Below are 17,547 nucleotides of genomic sequence, written 5' to 3' on the forward strand. Positions count from 1 at the left end.
ACCTAGTCGAGCTCGAACGTCGCGCTCACCGAGGCACGGATTTCCCGCTCTCCGATGCTGGAGACTGTGTCTGACATTGATTTGGCTTCCGCCATCATCATTGGCATTGGGCTGTGCCCGCCATTGATGTTGATGGTGACCACATCGCCGCAGCTCTGGTCGAGTTGGCTGGCGACAAACCGGCATCGGCTCCGGGCGTCCTCGATAGCCCTTGCCAGCGCTTCCTGTTCCATACCAGTCTCATCCGAGTGAAAGAGCTGTTGTGGGCCCAGGCGGTAATCAAGGCCTATGGACTGGGCCTGCTGCAGCAGGGGATTCAGCAATTCAAGGTCACTGATACTGAAACTGATGGTCTGTGACGCTACGGCCCGTGTTTTCGGTTCTTCGTTTCGATCCGCAGCCGGCAGGGTGCGGGTATAGAGGTTTACGGTGGCATCCGAATAGTGGTCCAGGCGATCCCGATAGTCGGTAATGCCCTGGCGCCACTGCTGCATCAGTACCGCCACACGATCCGTGGCCTTCTGGGGCAATTCATGTTCGGCACTGGCTGTAAACTGGAGCCTGGCGCTGTCCGGCTGATACAGGACACGGCCTTCGCCGGTAAGAGTAACCTCACCTGCCATTGCCAGGATTGGGGCCGTGAGAGCCAGGGAAAGAAGCAAACGGGATTTCCGGTTCCGTCCGTTCATGGTTTTCCTCCTTTGGGTACATTCGAGATGTCAGGCAGCGCCGGCGTCTGGATCCAGGCGGGCCAGTTTGAATCGGCGGGCGGCATCTACGAATTGGCCAAAGATGCGTCGGTGCCCGCCATGATAGAGAAGATATTCGGGGTGCCACTGAATACCCGTTAGCCATTGGCCCCGGGTGCTTTCGATGGCCTGTACGAACAGATCATTGTCCAGAGCGGTCACGCGCAGGTTGCGGCCAAGGCGTTTGATCGCCTGGCTGTGGATACGGTTGGCGCCAATGACCGGCGAACGCATTGCCTGCTGAAGCCGGCTGCCATTAACCAGTTTAACGGTTTGCAGTGGCAGTAGCAGAGGCCGATGCCGGGTATTTTCCCTGAGCGGAGTGACGTTCTGGCACAAGGATCCGCCATGAAAGACATTGATGAACTGCGCACCGCGACATATACCGAGCACGGGGATACCAATAGCCTCCGCCTGTTCGAGCAGCGCTTGATCGGTTGCATCCCGCTTGCGGTCATAGCTCGCGGTCACCTGTGGCTGCTGATTGTAACGCTCGGGATGAACGTGAGTACCTCCAGACAGAACCAGTCCATCAAGCAGCGGGACTGCAACCCGGGAACCTGGCCGGATGTAGTGGGTTCTGGCACCTTGAAGGCGCAGCCCAAAGCTGATCAGGCGATGGGCCAGGCTTTTGCGTGCGGGACCACTGATGCCTATGGTCAGACCGGGAACCTCTCGTTCCTGTTCGGAATACTGTTCAGACATACCTGTTTTCGACTAACCAGTCGTCAGTGGTTTCCTGCCAGCTATGGGTCAGATTGTGCAGGTTGAATTTGCGTCGTTCCCGGAACAACCGGCGTATGTCGGCCAGATCTTCCGGGTTGTTGGCCAGTTGCTCCAGAACGACCCAATCGTTCCATACTGTTGAAAACCGCCACTCCGGGTTATCGATGTCGCAATCCGGCAAACGGTAGTGCAGGGTTGGCCGGCTCTTGATTCTTGGGTCCCGAACATGACGCTCCAGCCGTTCCTTGTCCAGATGTGCAAACAGTGGTAGCAGGTCAAGTGCCCGGTTGCGCGTCGGATTGAGCTCCAGATAATCGTCCATCAGCTTGCCGATGTCAGGGTGATAATCATCCTCCATCAGCAGTTCGGTGTAACGACTGTGCCAGGGTTCAATGTAGGTGGTAAATTTGCGGCTGATATCCAGTTGATGCCTGTGCTTGAGCCAGTCGTAAAGCACTGCAAATGCCTGGAAGTAACGAACAAGTGTATCCGGTTCAAGATCGGGCAGCTCCGGGTTCAGCTGCAGGCCAAATGCGAAATAAATGGCATCCCGGCTTCCCAGCGCGCCGGCTTGCCTAAGCTTGTTTCCAAGGGTTTCTATTACCTCCAGGTTGGAAAAGGCCAGGGGCGGACTGATGATCTCCAGTGGCACCACACGCTCGGCTGCGGCATCAATGACACCCATCGCCTGGCCACCCAGTTCACGGATCGATTCCGGGAGCCGTTCATCTGCCAGGTCAAGATCCTTGATGGGGTCAGAGTCAAGTTCTACGGTGAACTCGCCCAGTTCGGTCTGGAGCGTTGTGACGTAGCGTGACTGGAGTGCCGGCGTGCCCTCCAGAAGCCTGGCCACCAGGCTGACCAGCTCATCATAGGCCAGTCCCGACAATTCGATCTCGACGCCAACGCGGCGCTCTTTACCTTCGCTTGTCTTCAGGACGTCAGGCATCCTGCAGGCACTGGCGTGGGGCATGTTACTTCCTGATGTTTGATGAACCATGTTCTAACCATATCACACCGATGTTCATCATCATTGTTAAGCGCCTGCAACAAATTAACGGGTCTGACTTTACACTGGATAAAACACTGTATATAGTCAGTTTACTGTATAAAAAAACAGGGTGCTCGAAGAGCTGCTTCCAAGAGCGAAGCGCTGGCCTGGCCCCGATAGAGCGGAGTAGCTTGATGAAGCTGACAGCAAGGCAGTCACAGGTACTGGATATCATACGCCGTTACGTCGATGAGACCGGATATCCGCCAACTCGAGCTGAGATCGCGGCCGAATTGGGCTTTCGTTCGGCCAACGCTGCGGAAGAACACCTCCGGGCATTGGCGCGCAAAGGTGCCATTGAAATGGTGCCGGGGGCCAGTCGGGGTATCCGTTTGCCAGAAGCAGAAGAAGATCTGGGGTTACCGGTGATTGGGCAGGTTGCGGCCGGTAGCCCGATACTTGCCCAAGAGCATATAGAAGATCATTGCACGCTGCGCCCTGAATTCTTTTCGCCCTCGGCAGACTATCTGCTTCGGGTTCGGGGCATGAGCATGAAGGATATCGGCATTCTCGATGGCGATTTGCTTGCGGTGCACAGTACCCAGGATGTTCACAATGGTCAGGTGGTTGTCGCCCGGGTTGGCGATGAAGTGACGGTAAAGCGTTTTCGCAAAGATGGCTCGAAGGTCTATCTGATTGCCGAGAACGAAGAGTTCGCTCCGATCGAGGTGGACCTGACCGAACAGGATTTGTTCATCGAGGGACTGGGAGTCGGCGTTATCCGTCGCTCCGATTTGCACTGATCGGTCCGGATAGTCTCAGACAGCTTGAAAACGGGTGAATTATGGAACAAATGAGCTTTAATCAAAATCTGGCCTACAATCCCAATGCTCTGTCCTGTTCAGTGCCGGCAACTGCCGCCCGCGAGCGACGTTCCGTCATTCGCGCCCGACGTTCTCCGGAACTGGCCGAAGATCAGGTCTCGGGGAACGTAACGGAGATAATATTGCCGCAAGGTCAGGTAGAGAACTTTCAGTTGCTGCTTCCGATGCTGACTCAGTTGAACCAGGAGAAGCGCTGGCTTGCCTGGATTGATCCGCCACAGGCGCTGGTGAGTAAGTGGCAGAAAATGCACGGGATCGTTGCCGGCGAATTGCTGGTGCTTCGATCAACGCCAGATTATCCCGCACAGGAACTGGCCGAAAGGGCTCTCAGTGCCGGAACCTGCCATGCAGTGGTGATGTGGACCCGCAAGTTGGGACGTGCTGCCCTCGAGTCCCTGCAAAGAGCCTCTGCAGAAGGCAGCAGCCACGGGGTGGTTCTCAGGCAGCGGTAGTGACTCAGTGAAGCGTGTAGGAGGGCTGGGCGTCGGTGTCGTCCAGTTCGTCATCTTCCCAATCGATATCGTGGGCAACATTCCCGACGGCTTCAATGCCGGCAGCAATCATCGCCTTGGCAACCGACATATCCCGGTCCTCCATCATTTCCCGGGCTTCCTCTGAGAAAGAGATTTTGACCAGTGGCGCACTCTCGTCATCAATTCGGCGTAACGCATAGTCGCCGTTAGAGAGTTGCACGATTTCAAAAAACGATGGTGACATTCAGTAAACCTTTACGTTAATCAGATCCGAAAAGCTGGCAGTCTGAGCGGCTCACCACTCGCTGTGTTGCTCTTCCAGATCGTCGATAAATTGTTTGATGGCATCAAGTGTCTTCAACAGTGCGGTCGCCGTTCGATCCGGACCGGTGTCGACGGAGATCGCAATAATATTCTCCGCGCTGACGGTTTTTCTGGTTGCTGGGGGTTGGCTCTGCGAGCGTTCCAATTGATCCAGATGGTTCCACCAGCTTCCCGCACGTTGTTCCAGTTCTCTGAGCCGGCCTGTCTCATTGAGTTCCGGCCCGATCAAAGCGGCCAGTTCATTCAGGGTCGCAGGCTCCTCTGACTGTTTTTGATACAGCCGGGCAACCATGACCAGTAACAGTTGCCTGGACCTCAGGAGCAACTCTATTGCTCCCTGAATTGTGGCCTCACGGCGCACGGCTTGTTGCGCCTGGTCGGCAGGCTGTCCTTCTCTCTCGGATGTCGATTGATCGAGTTGCCCAAGCAGAGTGCGGGCGAGGAAGAGTTTCTGTGAAGCCAACGAATGCCATTGCGAGGCCATGGAATACCCTCAATCTCCCCAGCGTGGGTAGGACCCTGAAAATGTAATCGGACATTATATCATTTCCGCAAACACATTTCTTCCGGCTGTTTCCGCATGCAGATTTCACAATAAAACACAAACATTCACTTGAAACGAGTGTTTGAATTTGGGAAAAAGACGCGCGGCTGTGCAAGTTCTGATCATTGCCGCTACTCAATAGCATGAATGTCAGGAGGTGTAAGGGATGCGAAGCCACATTGTTGCGGGTATCGCCCTGGTTTTTCTCGGTTTTTCAGGGCAGGCCCTGTCCAAAGTTACCGCGTCTGAAGCGCAGCGGTTGGGGGAGGACCTCACGCCGGTCGGCGGTGAGAAGGCCGGTAACCGTTCAGGCAGCATTCCCGAGTGGACCGGAGGTCTGGTTAACCCGCCCAAGGGCTGGCAAAAGGGTCAGGTCGAAATTAATCCTTTCCCTCAGGATAAGCCCCTCTTTGTTATAACCTCGGACAATCTTGAGGTTTATCGGGACAAGCTTTCTGATGGTCATATTGCCATGCTGGAAAAGTATGGCTCTGATTATTTTATGCCGGTTTACCAGACTCGCCGAACGGCTGCGTTTCCGGAGCACGTTTACGAGAAGTTTCGTGACAATGCGCTGACGGCAGAGCTGCTGGATAATGGTAACGGCGTCCGGGACACCATCATGACCAGTCCGTTCCCGATTCCGAGCAATGGCCTGGAGGTGATCTGGAATCATATTCTGCGGTATCGGGGTGAGCAAATCGCCCTGCGAAATGCGTCCGCAACCCCTCAGAAAGACGGTTCGTACAATCCTGTCGTTAACGATTACTACTATTTTTTCGCTTACAGTCAGGAAGATGCGGAATTGACGGAAATCGATAACAAGATTTTCTACCTGAAAACGGACACGGTTTCGCCGTCTTCTCTGGCCGGCACGATAACCCTGGTACACGAAACACTCGACCAGGTTCGATCGCCGAGGCTGGCCTGGCGGTATGATTCTGGGTCCCGGAGACTTCGCAGGTCACCGAATCTCGCTTACGAGACCGACTTGCCGAACTCTTCGTCATTGCGATCCGTAGACCAGAAGGACATGTACAACGGTGCCCCTAACCAGTACGACTGGGAGCTGAAGGGTAAACGGGAGCTTTTTGTGCCCTACAATGCCTACAAGCTTCACGGGCCGGAGGTAGAGGCTGATGACGTCATTCGTCCGGGGCATATTAATCAAAAGCTGGCCCGATATGAGCTTCACCGGGTTTGGGTTGTGGAGGCAAAGCGCCGGACCGGTATCAGCCACATTTACGACCGCCGCGTATTCTATGTCGACGAGGACAGCTGGCAGATCCTGGCCTCAGAGGAATACGATGCAGACGGTAATTTGTGGCGTGTTTCAGAGGCGCATAGCATCAGCTATTACAGTGAGCCTGTGTTCTGGACTACTATGGAGATGACCTACGACCTGAAGGCAGAGCGTTACTACATTGACGGGTTGGATGATGGCTTCCCGGCGTATGATTTCGATCCCGGGTTCCGCGGCAGTGAGTTTACTGCCTCCGCGGCCCGCCGTGCTGCTCGCCGCTGATTTTCAAGGAGAATAACATGGCAGACCCGCAAGCTCACCTGGATAACCTTGATCAGCTCATGGCTGATCTTGGGCATGCCCTGGCCGACAAGGACTGGGAAGCGTTGGCGGGTCTGAATGCACAGGTCAAACCGGCGGTTGAGCCCCTGATGATTGCTTTGGAAGCCGGAGAGGTGGATGCGGAGCCGGTGAGACGCCGCTTGCAAGCGCTGCAGCAGTTTATTGACACTGCGGATGAATCCGCCCGTGATGCTCGCAAGGAAGCGCAAGACGCCCTCAAAGGGATAAACCGGAATCGGAGTGCGGTAAAGGCCTATCAGAACGTTTCTGTGAATCGATCTAAATAGCGTCATAAAATTGACTACGTCGTCCTTACAGTCTTAAATACCGCACAAATCCCTTAAGAGATTCGGTTGAATGTCTAAAACGAACAAAGTGCTGGTGCTGAGTGAGGATGATTCGAGATTGCGCGATATGGTCGCGATTCTTGAATTCATTGGCGAGGAACAGGTCCTTGCCGGCGATGAGGCCAGAGTGCTTTTGAATTGTGGCGACGAGGCAAGCCTTTCAGAGATAGGGGTCGCAGTGGTTAACGGCGAGGACGCCGGCATTGCAGAAACCATTGAAGCCGTGTGTAACGCGGTTCAGGGAGTCCCGTTGCTGCTGGTTGGGCAACCGGAGCTCAAAGGGCTGTCCGATGATGCCGGAGCCCGCATTATCGCCCGGATGGAATGGCCGCTGAACTATACCAAGTTCGTTGATTCTCTTTACCGGGCCCAGATCTACAGGGATCAGTTTAGTCGTTCACGGGAACGTGGCCAACAGCGCGGGCTTCAGCTTTTTCGAAGCCTTGTGGGTACCAGTCGGAAAGTCCAGCAAGTACGTCAGTTAATGGAACAGGTGGCTGACAAGGACGTCAGTGTATTGATTACCGGCGAATCTGGTACTGGCAAGGAGGTCGTTGCCCGCAACCTGCATTACCATTCTTCCCGTCGTGACAAACCGTTCGTGCCCGTAAACTGTGGTGCTATTCCGGCAGAATTGCTGGAGAGCGAGCTGTTTGGTCATGAAAAAGGAGCCTTTACCGGTGCAATTACGGCCCGGGTAGGGCGCTTCGAGCTGGCAGAAGGCGGTACCCTGTTTCTCGATGAAATCGGCGATATGCCGCTGAATATGCAGGTAAAGATTCTTCGGGTTTTGCAGGAGCGTACCTTCGAGCGTGTGGGTAGCAATCGCACCCAGTCGGCGGATGTCCGGGTAATCGCTGCCACTCATAAACATCTGGAAGACATGATCGAGTCCGGGGAATTTCGGGAAGATCTCTACTACCGTCTGAATGTGTTCCCCATTGAGATGCCTTCGTTGCGTGATCGGGTGGAAGACATTCCCCTGCTGATCAATGAACTCATTTCTCGCATGGAAAAAGAGAAGCGGGGTTCGTTGCGGATGAATTCGGCGGCAATCATGAGTCTTTGCCGACATGATTGGCCGGGAAACGTGCGTGAGCTGGCCAATCTGGTTGAGCGTCTGTCGATCATGCATCCCTATGGGGTGATTGGTGTACAGGAGTTACCCAAGAAGTTCCGTTACGTGGACGACTATGATGAAAATCGCCCGGTTGAGGATACCGGGATGCCGTCCGGTATTCCGGGGTTGGTAGGGCTGGACGCCCCGGCCTTGCTGCCGGTGAACGGCATCGACCTGAAGGACTACCTCTCCAATCTCGAAAAACAACTGATTCAGCAGGCGCTTGATGAGGCAGGTGGCGTGGTGGCCAGGGCTGCTGAAAAGCTCCGGATCCGCCGAACAACGCTTGTGGAAAAGGTTCGAAAGTATGGGTTGCGGGAAGAGGACTCTGAGGAATCCTGAGCCGGATACGACGATTTCCCGAGCTTTTAAGGGGCGTCAAAGGTTCGTAACCTGAGACGCCGCTCCGATTCTGGAGCGACGTAAAATTGTCATCTCCTTCCTGTCTGATTAGCCTTCCCTCTGAAATATAAGCAAAAATCCAAGTTGGCACGGTGCTGGCTTAATAACCTGCAAACGAAGTATCCGAACTATAGGGTCCGAACCGACGGGCCAATCGGGGAGTCAGGTTATGAGTCAGGCACAGTTTGTTCTTCAGTCCGGCACAAGAGCTAACGCAGCGGCGGATGTAAACGACAAGGTTACAGCTCTGTTTCCGGAACAGGATGATGAGGCGGTGGATTCTGCCCTTGAACTGTTCAACCGGATGTCGCAACAGATTACCGATTCATACCGAACCCTTGAGTCACGGGTCAATCAGCTCTCCGGCGAGCTGAACCAGGAATCGCTTCAGCGCCAGCAGGAACTTGAAGAAAAGGAACAGCTGGCGGATCGGTTATCTACTTTGCTGAATGCGTTGCCTGCCGGGGTTGTGGTTCTGGACAGCCAGGGTGTGGTTACGCAAACCAATCCCGCAGCCATTGCGCTGCTGGGAGAGCCCTTGGACGGTGCCCGTTGGGTTGATGTCATTCATCGTTGTTTTGCCCCCCGACGGGATGATGGTCACGAAGTGTCTCTGAAAGATGGTCGCAGGGTCAGCATCGAGATCCGGACCATGGAAAATCAGCCCGGCCAACTGATACTGCTGACTGATCTCACAGAAACCCGACACCTCCAGGCACAGTTGTCGCATGCCCAGCGTTTGTCTGCCATGGGCAAGATGGTGGCATCACTTGCTCATCAGATTCGTACGCCTCTTTCTGCGGCCATTCTCTATGGCGGCCACTTGAGTCAGGAAGACCTCGATGAGGAAATGCGTCAGCGCTGTGCTTCCCGTCTTATGTCACGCCTCACTCATCTGGAGCAGCAGGTGCGGGATATGCTGATCTTTGCCCGGGGCGAAACCCGTCTGGCAGAAGAGTTGTCGGCGAGCAAACTGGTTTCTGCCCTGGCTTCGGCAATTGAAGGCCTCAAAACCGCTCCGGGGGCACAGGTCGGCCTTCAGAACGACGTTTCCAGCGACTGCCGTCTAATGTGTAACCGTGACGCTCTCGTGGGCGCCTGTACCAATCTCGTTAACAACAGCCTTGAGGCGGGTGCGACCAGTGTTGACGTTCAGGTATCAGAGGAAAGCGGCGAGCTGGTTATTCGGGTTGTGGACAACGGGCCGGGGTTTGATGCTTCGAACGCCGAACGTCTGACCGAGGCCTTTTATACGACCAAGTCCCATGGCACAGGGCTGGGACTGGCGGTGGTGCAAGCCGTCATCAAGGCGCACCAGGGGCAGTTTTTCATTGAATCTGCGGAGCAGGGTGGTGTTGTTGCCACCTTGCGATTGCCGCAATTACGTAACAGACACTGATCGGAGGCAACCATGGCCAAGGCCCAGATTCTGATTGTTGAGGATGATCATGACCTGCGGGAAGCGCTGGTAACCACGCTTGAACTGGCGAAATTCCGGGTGCGGGAGGCATCAAATGCCAGCGAAGCCCTCGAGCGTCTCGCGGAGTCTCCCGTGGATATGGTGGTCAGCGATGTCAACATGCCAGGTCTGTCAGGGCACGAGTTGTTGTCTGAGGTTCAGCGTCTGTATCCAGGGCTGCCCATGATGCTGATAACGGCCTACGGTCAGATCAGCGATGCGGTGTCAGCCATGCAGGCGGGCGCCACCGATTACCTTGTGAAGCCCTTCGAACCACGGTTTCTGGTAGATGCGGTCAGCAAGATTGTTGGCGGCGGGCGTGAGAAGTCTAGCGATGAGCCAGTGGCAGAGGATCCGATCAGTAAACGCATGTTCCAGTTGGCGGCCAAGGTGGCTGGCAGCGACTCCACCGTGATGATCTCCGGGGAAAGCGGAACCGGCAAGGAAGTTCTTGCCCGGTATATTCACCAGCAATCTCCGCGGGCCGATCAGCCTTTCGTTGCGATCAACTGTGCGGCGATTCCCGAAAATATGCTGGAAGCGATCCTGTTTGGTCATGAGAAAGGCGCCTTTACCGGGGCTGTAGCCTCTTCGCCAGGCAAGTTCGAGCAGGCCAATGGTGGAACCATTCTTCTGGATGAGATCTCAGAGATGGATCTGGGATTGCAGTCCAAGCTGCTGCGGGTGCTGCAGGAGCGGGAAGTGGAACGGGTTGGCGGTCGCAAGACCATCAACCTGGATGTGCGGGTTGTGGCGACCACGAACCGGGATCTTGCGGACTACGTGCGCGAAGGCAAGTTCCGGGAGGATCTTTATTATCGTCTTACTGTGTTTCCGATGCGCTGGCAACCACTTCGCGAGCGTCCTCTGGATATCATGCCGCTGGCTGTTTCGCTGCTCAAGAAACATTGCCGAAAAATGAAGCTGACCGGGATCACCTTTGCCCAGGATGCGAAAAGCGCATTGGTGAACCATCAATGGCCGGGGAATGTCAGGGAACTGGACAATGCCATTCAGCGAGCGCTGGTACTGCATCAAGGCAATGTCATTCACTCCGGCGATTTGTGTCTGGAGCTGGGTATCACCGGCCGAACGGATCTTCACTGCGTGGAGCCCGCATCACAAGCGCAATCTGTTGCCAACCGGGCGGTCGAAACGGGAATGACAGATCATGCTGTTTCCGGGCTTGATCAGCCGCCTCTGGCGCAGACCGACGACCCGGACAGTGCGGTTTCACTGGGAGATGATCTGAGGCAGCAGGAATTCCGTATCATTATCCAGACCCTGCGTAAGGAGCGTGGGCGTCGCAATCGGGCCGCAGAGCAACTGGGAATCAGTCCCAGGACGCTCAGGTACAAATTGGCCCAGATGCGTGACGCCGGTATCGATCTGGACGCTGAAATGGCTTTGGTTTGACTCTCCGCACTGCGAACTCCTTCAATGGCACCTCTCGGGGTGCCTTTTTTTTATCCGTTATTTCTGATGTCTGAACAGGCTTTCCACCCGACGTCAAAAGTCCGTCATCACCTTCTTTTCGCTCAGTTCTGGAATATCTAACCTATTGATATATAGTTTAAATATCTCCTTGGCCTGCCAATTGCTTAATAAAATTTAACAGCACCTCACGAGATATTCCGTCCCCGGGAGGACGGAGCCAGGAGAGAGTTATGGTTCAACGTGCCGACATTAACAGCGTTTTGTCCGATATCCGGTCCCTGCGTTCCCAGATGATGCAGAACCAGCAGATCGAACAGGATCAATCGGTTCGTGGTCGCATAGACGGCCCTCGCCAGGTTCAGGAAACCCAGGAGACGCCCAGCTTCAGTGATATGCTGGGCAAGGCTGTGAACAACGTAAATGACCTCCAGAAAACCGCGGGGGAAATGCGAACAGCATACGATATGGGCGATCCCAACGTGGATATCACTCGCGTCATGATTGCCGCCCAGAAATCCTCTGTCTCCTTCGAAGCACTGACCCAGGTACGTAACCGGGTGGTTCGGGCCTACGAAGACATTATGAACATGCCGATCTGATAACGGAGCAGAGTCATGGCCAGCGTACCTGCAGAAACCAACGCCTCAAATATGCCGGTGTCCCGGGAGGGAGACGCGTCAGAAAGTCGCAGCGACCTGTTCCTGGGATTCAACCGGTTGAACCTGTTGCGCCAGATAGGCTTGATGGTGGGGCTTGCCGCCAGCGTGGCGTTGGGGCTGGCGGTTGTGCTCTGGGCCCAGGAACCGAACTACCAACCGGTTGTTGGCGATCTGTCCTCCTACAACCCGCAGGACGTTACCAGCATTCTCGATAGCAACGGCATCGACTACAAGATGGATCCGCGCACCGGTGCGCTTCTCGTTCCCTCTGATCAGGTTTACAACGCACGCCTGAAACTGGCAGCTGAAGGTGTTACGGACCAGAAAACAATGGGTTACGAGTTGCTGGATCAGGAGCGTGGTCTCGGTACGTCGCAGTTCATGGAAACCGTCTCATACCGTCGTGGGCTGGAGGGCGAGTTGGCGCGCACTGTTGCCAGTATGCGCGGTGTCCGGAACGCCAGGGTGCATCTGGCGATTCCCGAGCGTTCCGTGTTCGTGCGCGATGCGCGCGATCCGTCGGCTTCGGTTTTTCTCGAAGTCTTTGCTGGCCGCCGGCCGGAACAGGAACAGATCAATGCCATTGTTAATCTCGTGGCCGGCAGTGTTCCCATGATGAGCAAAGAACACGTGACGGTTGTTGATCAGAACGGCAATCTTCTGACCGGCAAGGAGAGCCAGAGCAACGCTGATCAGATGGCGGATCAGTATGAATATACCGACAAAGTCGAGGAGCGTCTGACCCGCCGGGTAGCTTCCCTGATCGGGCCGATCGTCGGGGATGGCCGGTATCGGGCAGAGGTGTCGGCGGATCTCGATTTCTCATCGGTGGAGCAGGCGGAGGAACTGTTCAACCCAGAACAACAGGCGGTGCGCAGTGAGCGCGAACTTACCGAACAGCGTGCTGCAGGTGCATTGGGGGGTATTCCTGGAGCGCTTGCGAATCAGCCTCCGGCCAATGCAACGGTGCCTGAGCAGGCGGCTGGTACCGACGGTGAGGAGGCCGCTCCGGCGCCGGTCAATGTACGTCGTGAATCCACGCGAAACTATGAGATGGATCGCACGGTCAGTTACCGACGTCAGGAGTTGGGTCGGGTCAAGCGGGTGACTGTCGCCCTGGCGGTAGATGATATGAAAGTGGTGGATCCCCAGACCGGCGAAGTCAGCTATGAGCCATGGCCGGAACAGGAGTTGCAACGTCTGAGCATGCTGGTGCGAGACGCAGTGGGCTATTCTGCCGTCCGGGGTGACAGTGTTACGGTAATGAATACAGCCTTTGCGCCGGAAGAAACCGTTGAATTTGAGGCCCCGGCTTTCTGGGAACAACCCTGGTTCTGGGACCTGATGAAACAAGTACTGGCAGGCCTGGTTATTCTTGTACTGGTGCTCGGTCTGCTGCGCCCGACACTGAAGAGCCTGTCTGGCGGGGGGCAGCGTGAACGCGATCTGGATTCCGCCAGTGGCGGCGGATACGGCGACCTGGACGGCATTGAGGGTGGCGATGAATTGCGCAAGGCCATGTCCACCCAGGACGATCTGCTTTTGCCGGGTGCTACGGACGGTTATGATAGGCAGCTGAATGCATTGAAAGGGCTGATTGCCGAAGACCCGGCGCGGGTCTCACAGGTAATGCGCCAGTGGGTGAATGTCGATGATTGAGCAAGGCAATCAACAGCGTGGCAGCGAGCCGGCGAAACCACAGCGGAAAATCCCGCGCGTGGAACAGGCTGCGATTCTGCTGATGTCGCTGGGTGAGGCTGATGCCGCTGAAATCCTTAAACACATGGGCCCCAAGGAGGTTCAGCGTGTAGGCATGGCCATGGCCCAGATGAAGGATGTCAGTAAGGACGAAGTGACGTATGTGATGAATCAGTTTGTCGATGCCGTTGGCGGCCAGACTGGTCTGGGTGTGGGCAACGATGAATACATCCGGACGATGCTGACCCAGGCTCTCGGGGATGACAAGGCGTCCAGCCTGATCGACCGAATCCTGATTGGTGGCAATACCACAGGTCTGGATACGCTCAAATGGATGGAGCCCAGGGCCGTGGGCGACATCATTCGCTACGAGCACCCGCAGATCCAGGCCATCGTTATTTCCTATCTGGATCCGGATCAGGCCGCAGAAATTCTTGCCACCCTTGATGAGAAGGTCCGCCTTGATGTGATGATGCGGGTGGCATCGCTGGAGAGTATTCAGCCCCAGGCGTTGCAGGAGCTGAACGATATTCTGGAAAAACAATTCTCCGGTGGCGCTGCTTCGCAGACCAGCCGGATCGGCGGCGTCAAGCGTGCAGCGGATATCATGAACTTCATGGACCGCAGCGTGGAAGGCAATCTGATGGACTCCATCAAGGATATGGATCCGGATCTGGCAAGTACCATCGAGGACCTCATGTTCGTATTCGACAATCTCAAGGAGGTCGACGATCGGGGTATCCAGGCTTTGTTACGGGAAGTCTCCTCCGAAGTTCTTGTGGTTGCTCTCAAAGGCTCGGATGACGAAGTTAAGGAAAAGATCTTCAAGAACATGTCCAAGCGTGCTGCGGAACTGCTGCAGGATGACCTTGAGGCCAAGGGGCCGGTCAAGGTCAGTGAAGTGGAATCTGCCCAGAAAGACATTATTACCATCGCACGCCGTATGGCCGAGGCCGGTGAAATCTCCCTTGGCGGCGCCGGCGAAGAAATGATGTGATGAAAGATTCCACCCGAGAGGTCAACCGCATACCCAAGGAGCAGCTGACCGCCTACGAGCGCTGGGAGCTCCCGTTGCTGGACGCTCGTGGCAACGAAGTCGCCCGGGAGGAAGAGCGGGAGGTCCGGCCTCTGACCGCTGCCGACATTGACGAGATTCGCCAGGCTGCCCGAGAAGACGGTTTGAAAGAGGGGCGTGATCAGGGTTACGAGGACGGCCTGAAACTTGGCAAAGAAGAAGGGCATCGGGAAGGCTTGGAAAAAGGTCTGGCCGAGGGCAGGGAAGAGGGAAAAAATCAGGGCTACGACGACACCCGCAAGGAAATTGACACCAAACTCGACCGTCTCGAACACCTGTTGGGCGAACTGTTACTGCCTATCCGGAGCCATGAGGACGAACTTGAAACCTCGTTGGTCAACCTGACAACGGTACTTGCACGGGCGGTCGTTTACCGGGAACTGACCATCGACTCTTCACAGATACGCGATGTGGTTCGCCGAGCTATAGAGGCTCTGCCGTCCACTGCCGAGAATGTCCGGATTCACATTCATCCGGAGGATTGCGAGATGGTCCGAGAGGTTGCCGCTCGTCTGGAAGTATCTGCCTCCGTGATTGAGGATGCCGGTATTTTACCCGGTGGGTGCACGGTGGAAACGCGTCACAGCCTGGTTGATTTTACCGTCGAGAAACGCTTCCAGAGAGCGGTCCAGAGCATGCTGGACCAGCAGATGAATGACAGTCAGGGTGGCGAAAGCGAGGAACTGGACTCCATGATGGATGACCTGACCGGCTTCCATCGTGATGTACTGGATTCGCAGGACACTGAAGACGACGCCGGCGATCAGACGCCGGCTCAAAACGAGGGTGATGGCGATGACCTCACGCCTCGCTGATCGCCTCAATCGATTTCAGAAATTTTCGGAAAACGAACTTGAACCTGAGCTTTCCGGGCGACTGACCCGCATGGTGGGCCTGACCCTGGAATGTGTTGGCTGCCCTATGGTCGTTGGCGACCGCTGCGTCATTTTTGGCCAGAACACCGGCAACGTTGAAGCGGAAGTGGTGGGTTTTGAGGACGACAGGGTTTACCTGATGCCCCTGACGGCGATAGAAGGCCTCAAGCCCGGGGCCAGGGTCGTTCCCCTGTCTGCGGCCAGCCGTGTTCCGGTGGGTTCCCAGTTGCTTGGGCGGGTGGTGGATGGCAGCGGTGAGCCGCTGGATGGAAAAGGCCCTCTGCAGGCTGAAGCCCGGGTTTCTCTCACCGGGGATATCATCAACCCGTTGAATCGTGCGCCCGTGCGCCAGTCCATGGACGTTGGCATTCGGGCGATCAACTCTCTGTTGACCGTGGGTCAGGGCCAGCGTCTCGGGTTGTTTGCCGGCAGCGGCGTGGGTAAGAGTATGTTGTTGGGCATGATGACCCGCTTTACCGATGCCGATATCACCGTTGTAGGTCTGATTGGCGAACGAGGGCGCGAGGTCAAAGAATTCATTGAAGATATTCTGGGTGAGGAAGGTCTTTCCCGCTCAGTGGTGGTTGCAGCGCCTGCCGATGATTCGCCACTGATGCGGTTGCGCGCGGCCATGCTGACCACCCGTATTGCCGAGTATTATCGGGATCAGGGCAAGCGTGTGCTTCTGTTGATGGATTCCCTGACCCGTTATGCTCAGGCCCAGCGGGAAATCGCTCTGGCGGTCGGAGAACCACCGGCCACCAAAGGCTATCCGCCATCTGTCTTTGCCAAGCTGCCCCAGTTGGTGGAGCGAACCGGCAACGGTCGGCCCGGAGGTGGTTCGATCACCGCATTCTACACCGTGCTCACAGAAGGTGACGACCAGCAGGATCCGATTGCCGATGCCGCCCGCGCGATTCTGGACGGCCATATCGTTTTATCACGTCGCCTGGCCGAAGAGGGGCATTATCCTGCCATCGATGTGGAGGCCTCCATCAGCCGGGTGATGCCGCAGGTTACCGAAACCGAACATTTCTCCAGGGCCCAGCGATTCAAGCAGGTGTATTCCCGCTATCAGCAGGCCCGGGACCTGATTTCCGTGGGCGCCTACGTCAAGGGTTCCGATCCCGAAACCGACTTTGCCATCGCTCACATCGGGAATATGCGTCAATTCCTGCAACAGGGTCTCAACGAGAGTGCACCGCTGAACGAGTGCATCGAACAACTTCTCAGCATTGTGCCGGAGCGCCGGTCACCTGAGAGGCGTAAATCCGCAGTGCCCAATCCGGCTGCTGGCGCAGGAGGGAGTAACGGGTGATGTTGCGATCCCGCCGTCTGGAAACGGTACTCTCTCTTGAGGAGCGTAAGGAGCAGGAAGCCCTGGAGCGAATGGGAGAGGCACGAAAGCTGGCCGAACAGCAACGCGAGCAAGTGCAGAACCTGAGTCGCTATCAGCAGGAGTATCGGGACCAGATCCGCAACAGCCAGCAAGGCGTGGTACAGGTGTCTCGTCTCCAGGCATGGCAGGCCTTTATCAGTCAACTGGATCAGGTCATCCGGCAACAGCAGAACCAGTTGCAGAAGGCTGAAGAGGTCTTTGAGGCTCGCAAGCAGGAATGGCAACGGGCCTGGGAACGACGGCGAGGCATGGAGAAGTACATAGAAACCTGCCGGCAACAGGAGCGAAAAGAGCAGGATCTTCGGGAACAAAAGCTTTCGGACGAAGCAGCCGGGCGCTCCTTCGGTCGTCGTCGGCGCTGAAACTTGTCACGTATCAACCGAATACCAGTGCAAAATCAGGCCATTCGGCTATTCTTACCCGAACAGGAACTGGTTGAATACTGCTATTGATACCTTGGGAGGTTTCCGGATGCCGATCCAGACTCGCTGCGATGATGACGGCCAGACCCTGGTGATCAGGATCGAGGGGCGTTTCGATTTCAGTACTCACCAGGCGTTTCGGGACGCCTATGAGCACAATGATCCCGACATACGCAACTACACTGTAGATCTGTCCGACACAACCTATCTCGACAGCTCAGCTCTGGGCATGTTGTTGTTGCTGAGGGATTACGCCGGTGGGGACAGCGCTCGTATTGTGATTGAAAACTGCAATAATGATGTCCGGCGTATTCTTTCCATCTCTAATTTCGAGCAACTCTTCAACATCCGCTGATGCCTGGTGGATGACCGGAGTTC

At 55.9% G+C, this 17,547-nt stretch carries 19 protein-coding genes; 14 read left to right on the plus strand and 5 right to left on the minus strand.

What is annotated here, in order from left to right:
- Window positions 1-2: 2 nt before the first annotated feature.
- From KO499_RS15550 to KO499_RS15560, 3 genes are read right to left on the minus strand one after another with little or no spacing between them, the layout of a single operon-like run.
- Window positions 3-689, minus strand: a complete 687-nt coding sequence (locus KO499_RS15550) for an SIMPL domain-containing protein (RefSeq protein WP_215984681.1) — start codon at window positions 687-689, stop codon at window positions 3-5.
- Window positions 690-719: 30 nt separating this feature from the next.
- Window positions 720-1,454: a gamma-glutamyl-gamma-aminobutyrate hydrolase family protein gene (locus tag KO499_RS15555; RefSeq protein ID WP_215984682.1), complete on the minus strand. Its 735-nt coding sequence runs from the start codon at window positions 1,452-1,454 to the stop codon at window positions 720-722.
- Entirely contained in the window at window positions 1,447-2,448 is a 1,002-nt protein-coding gene (locus KO499_RS15560; protein ID WP_215984683.1) for an amidoligase family protein, read from the minus strand. The genes KO499_RS15555 and KO499_RS15560 overlap by 8 nt, the downstream gene beginning before the upstream one ends.
- A 209-nt stretch (window positions 2,449-2,657) precedes the next feature.
- On the opposite strand from KO499_RS15560, the gene lexA reads away from it, so the two are divergent.
- Window positions 2,658-3,269, plus strand: coding sequence for a transcriptional repressor LexA (lexA, locus tag KO499_RS15565; RefSeq protein ID WP_215984684.1), 612 nt, complete (start codon window positions 2,658-2,660; stop codon window positions 3,267-3,269).
- A 41-nt stretch (window positions 3,270-3,310) separates the two neighbouring features.
- Entirely contained in the window at window positions 3,311-3,802 is a 492-nt protein-coding gene (locus KO499_RS15570) for a cell division inhibitor SulA (RefSeq protein ID WP_215984685.1), read from the plus strand.
- Between the two features lie 4 nt (window positions 3,803-3,806).
- On the opposite strand, the gene KO499_RS15575 is transcribed toward KO499_RS15570, so the two are convergent.
- Both KO499_RS15575 and KO499_RS15580 read right to left on the minus strand, forming a co-directional pair.
- On the minus strand, window positions 3,807-4,067 hold the full coding sequence (locus KO499_RS15575; RefSeq protein ID WP_215984686.1) for a hypothetical protein: 261 nt from the start codon (window positions 4,065-4,067) through the stop codon (window positions 3,807-3,809).
- 51 nt (window positions 4,068-4,118) lie between these two features.
- Entirely contained in the window at window positions 4,119-4,631 is a 513-nt protein-coding gene (locus tag KO499_RS15580) for a DUF6586 family protein (protein WP_215984687.1), read from the minus strand.
- Between the two features lie 226 nt (window positions 4,632-4,857).
- Between KO499_RS15580 and KO499_RS15585 the strand changes: the two genes are divergently transcribed.
- The 12 genes from KO499_RS15585 (at window position 4,858) to KO499_RS15640 (ending at window position 17,524) form a co-directional block, all read left to right on the plus strand.
- Window positions 4,858-6,216, plus strand: coding sequence for a DUF1329 domain-containing protein (locus KO499_RS15585; protein WP_215984688.1), 1,359 nt, complete (start codon window positions 4,858-4,860; stop codon window positions 6,214-6,216).
- Window positions 6,217-6,233: 17 nt separating this feature from the next.
- Complete coding sequence (locus KO499_RS15590) at window positions 6,234-6,563, plus strand: SOS cell division inhibitor (protein WP_215984689.1); 330 nt, start codon at window positions 6,234-6,236, stop codon at window positions 6,561-6,563.
- 70 nt (window positions 6,564-6,633) lie between these two features.
- On the plus strand, window positions 6,634-8,085 hold the full coding sequence (locus KO499_RS15595; protein ID WP_215984690.1) for a sigma-54 dependent transcriptional regulator: 1,452 nt from the start codon (window positions 6,634-6,636) through the stop codon (window positions 8,083-8,085).
- A 229-nt stretch (window positions 8,086-8,314) separates the two neighbouring features.
- Window positions 8,315-9,544, plus strand: a complete 1,230-nt coding sequence (locus KO499_RS15600; protein ID WP_215984691.1) for a sensor histidine kinase — start codon at window positions 8,315-8,317, stop codon at window positions 9,542-9,544.
- A gap of 12 nt (window positions 9,545-9,556) precedes the next feature.
- Entirely contained in the window at window positions 9,557-11,020 is a 1,464-nt protein-coding gene (locus KO499_RS15605) for a sigma-54-dependent transcriptional regulator (protein ID WP_215984692.1), read from the plus strand.
- Window positions 11,021-11,271: 251 nt separating this feature from the next.
- Window positions 11,272-11,640 (plus strand): flagellar hook-basal body complex protein FliE, encoded by a 369-nt coding sequence (fliE, locus tag KO499_RS15610; protein WP_215984693.1) that lies wholly within the window; start codon window positions 11,272-11,274, stop codon window positions 11,638-11,640.
- A gap of 15 nt (window positions 11,641-11,655) precedes the next feature.
- Window positions 11,656-13,359, plus strand: coding sequence for a flagellar basal-body MS-ring/collar protein FliF (gene fliF / locus KO499_RS15615; RefSeq protein ID WP_215984694.1), 1,704 nt, complete (start codon window positions 11,656-11,658; stop codon window positions 13,357-13,359).
- Window positions 13,352-14,395, plus strand: a complete 1,044-nt coding sequence (gene fliG / locus KO499_RS15620) for a flagellar motor switch protein FliG (RefSeq protein ID WP_215984695.1) — start codon at window positions 13,352-13,354, stop codon at window positions 14,393-14,395. Before fliF ends, fliG begins: the two co-directional genes overlap by 8 nt.
- On the plus strand, window positions 14,395-15,288 hold the full coding sequence (locus tag KO499_RS15625; protein WP_215984696.1) for a flagellar assembly protein FliH: 894 nt from the start codon (window positions 14,395-14,397) through the stop codon (window positions 15,286-15,288). The genes fliG and KO499_RS15625 overlap by 1 nt, the downstream gene beginning before the upstream one ends.
- The gene (fliI, locus tag KO499_RS15630) at window positions 15,269-16,666 is read left to right on the plus strand and encodes a flagellar protein export ATPase FliI (RefSeq protein ID WP_215984697.1); all 1,398 of its coding nucleotides are present in this window, start codon (window positions 15,269-15,271) and stop codon (window positions 16,664-16,666) included. Before KO499_RS15625 ends, fliI begins: the two co-directional genes overlap by 20 nt.
- Window positions 16,666-17,109 carry a flagellar export protein FliJ gene (fliJ, locus tag KO499_RS15635; protein ID WP_215984698.1) on the plus strand — a complete coding sequence of 148 codons (444 nt, stop codon included), beginning with the start codon at window positions 16,666-16,668 and terminating at the stop codon, window positions 17,107-17,109. Before fliI ends, fliJ begins: the two co-directional genes overlap by 1 nt.
- A 109-nt stretch (window positions 17,110-17,218) precedes the next feature.
- On the plus strand, window positions 17,219-17,524 hold the full coding sequence (locus KO499_RS15640) for an STAS domain-containing protein (RefSeq protein WP_215984699.1): 306 nt from the start codon (window positions 17,219-17,221) through the stop codon (window positions 17,522-17,524).
- Window positions 17,525-17,547: the final 23 nt, after the last annotated feature.

The organism is Marinobacter sp. F3R08 (genome assembly GCF_018860425.1).
GTDB lineage: Bacteria > Pseudomonadota > Gammaproteobacteria > Pseudomonadales > Oleiphilaceae > Marinobacter.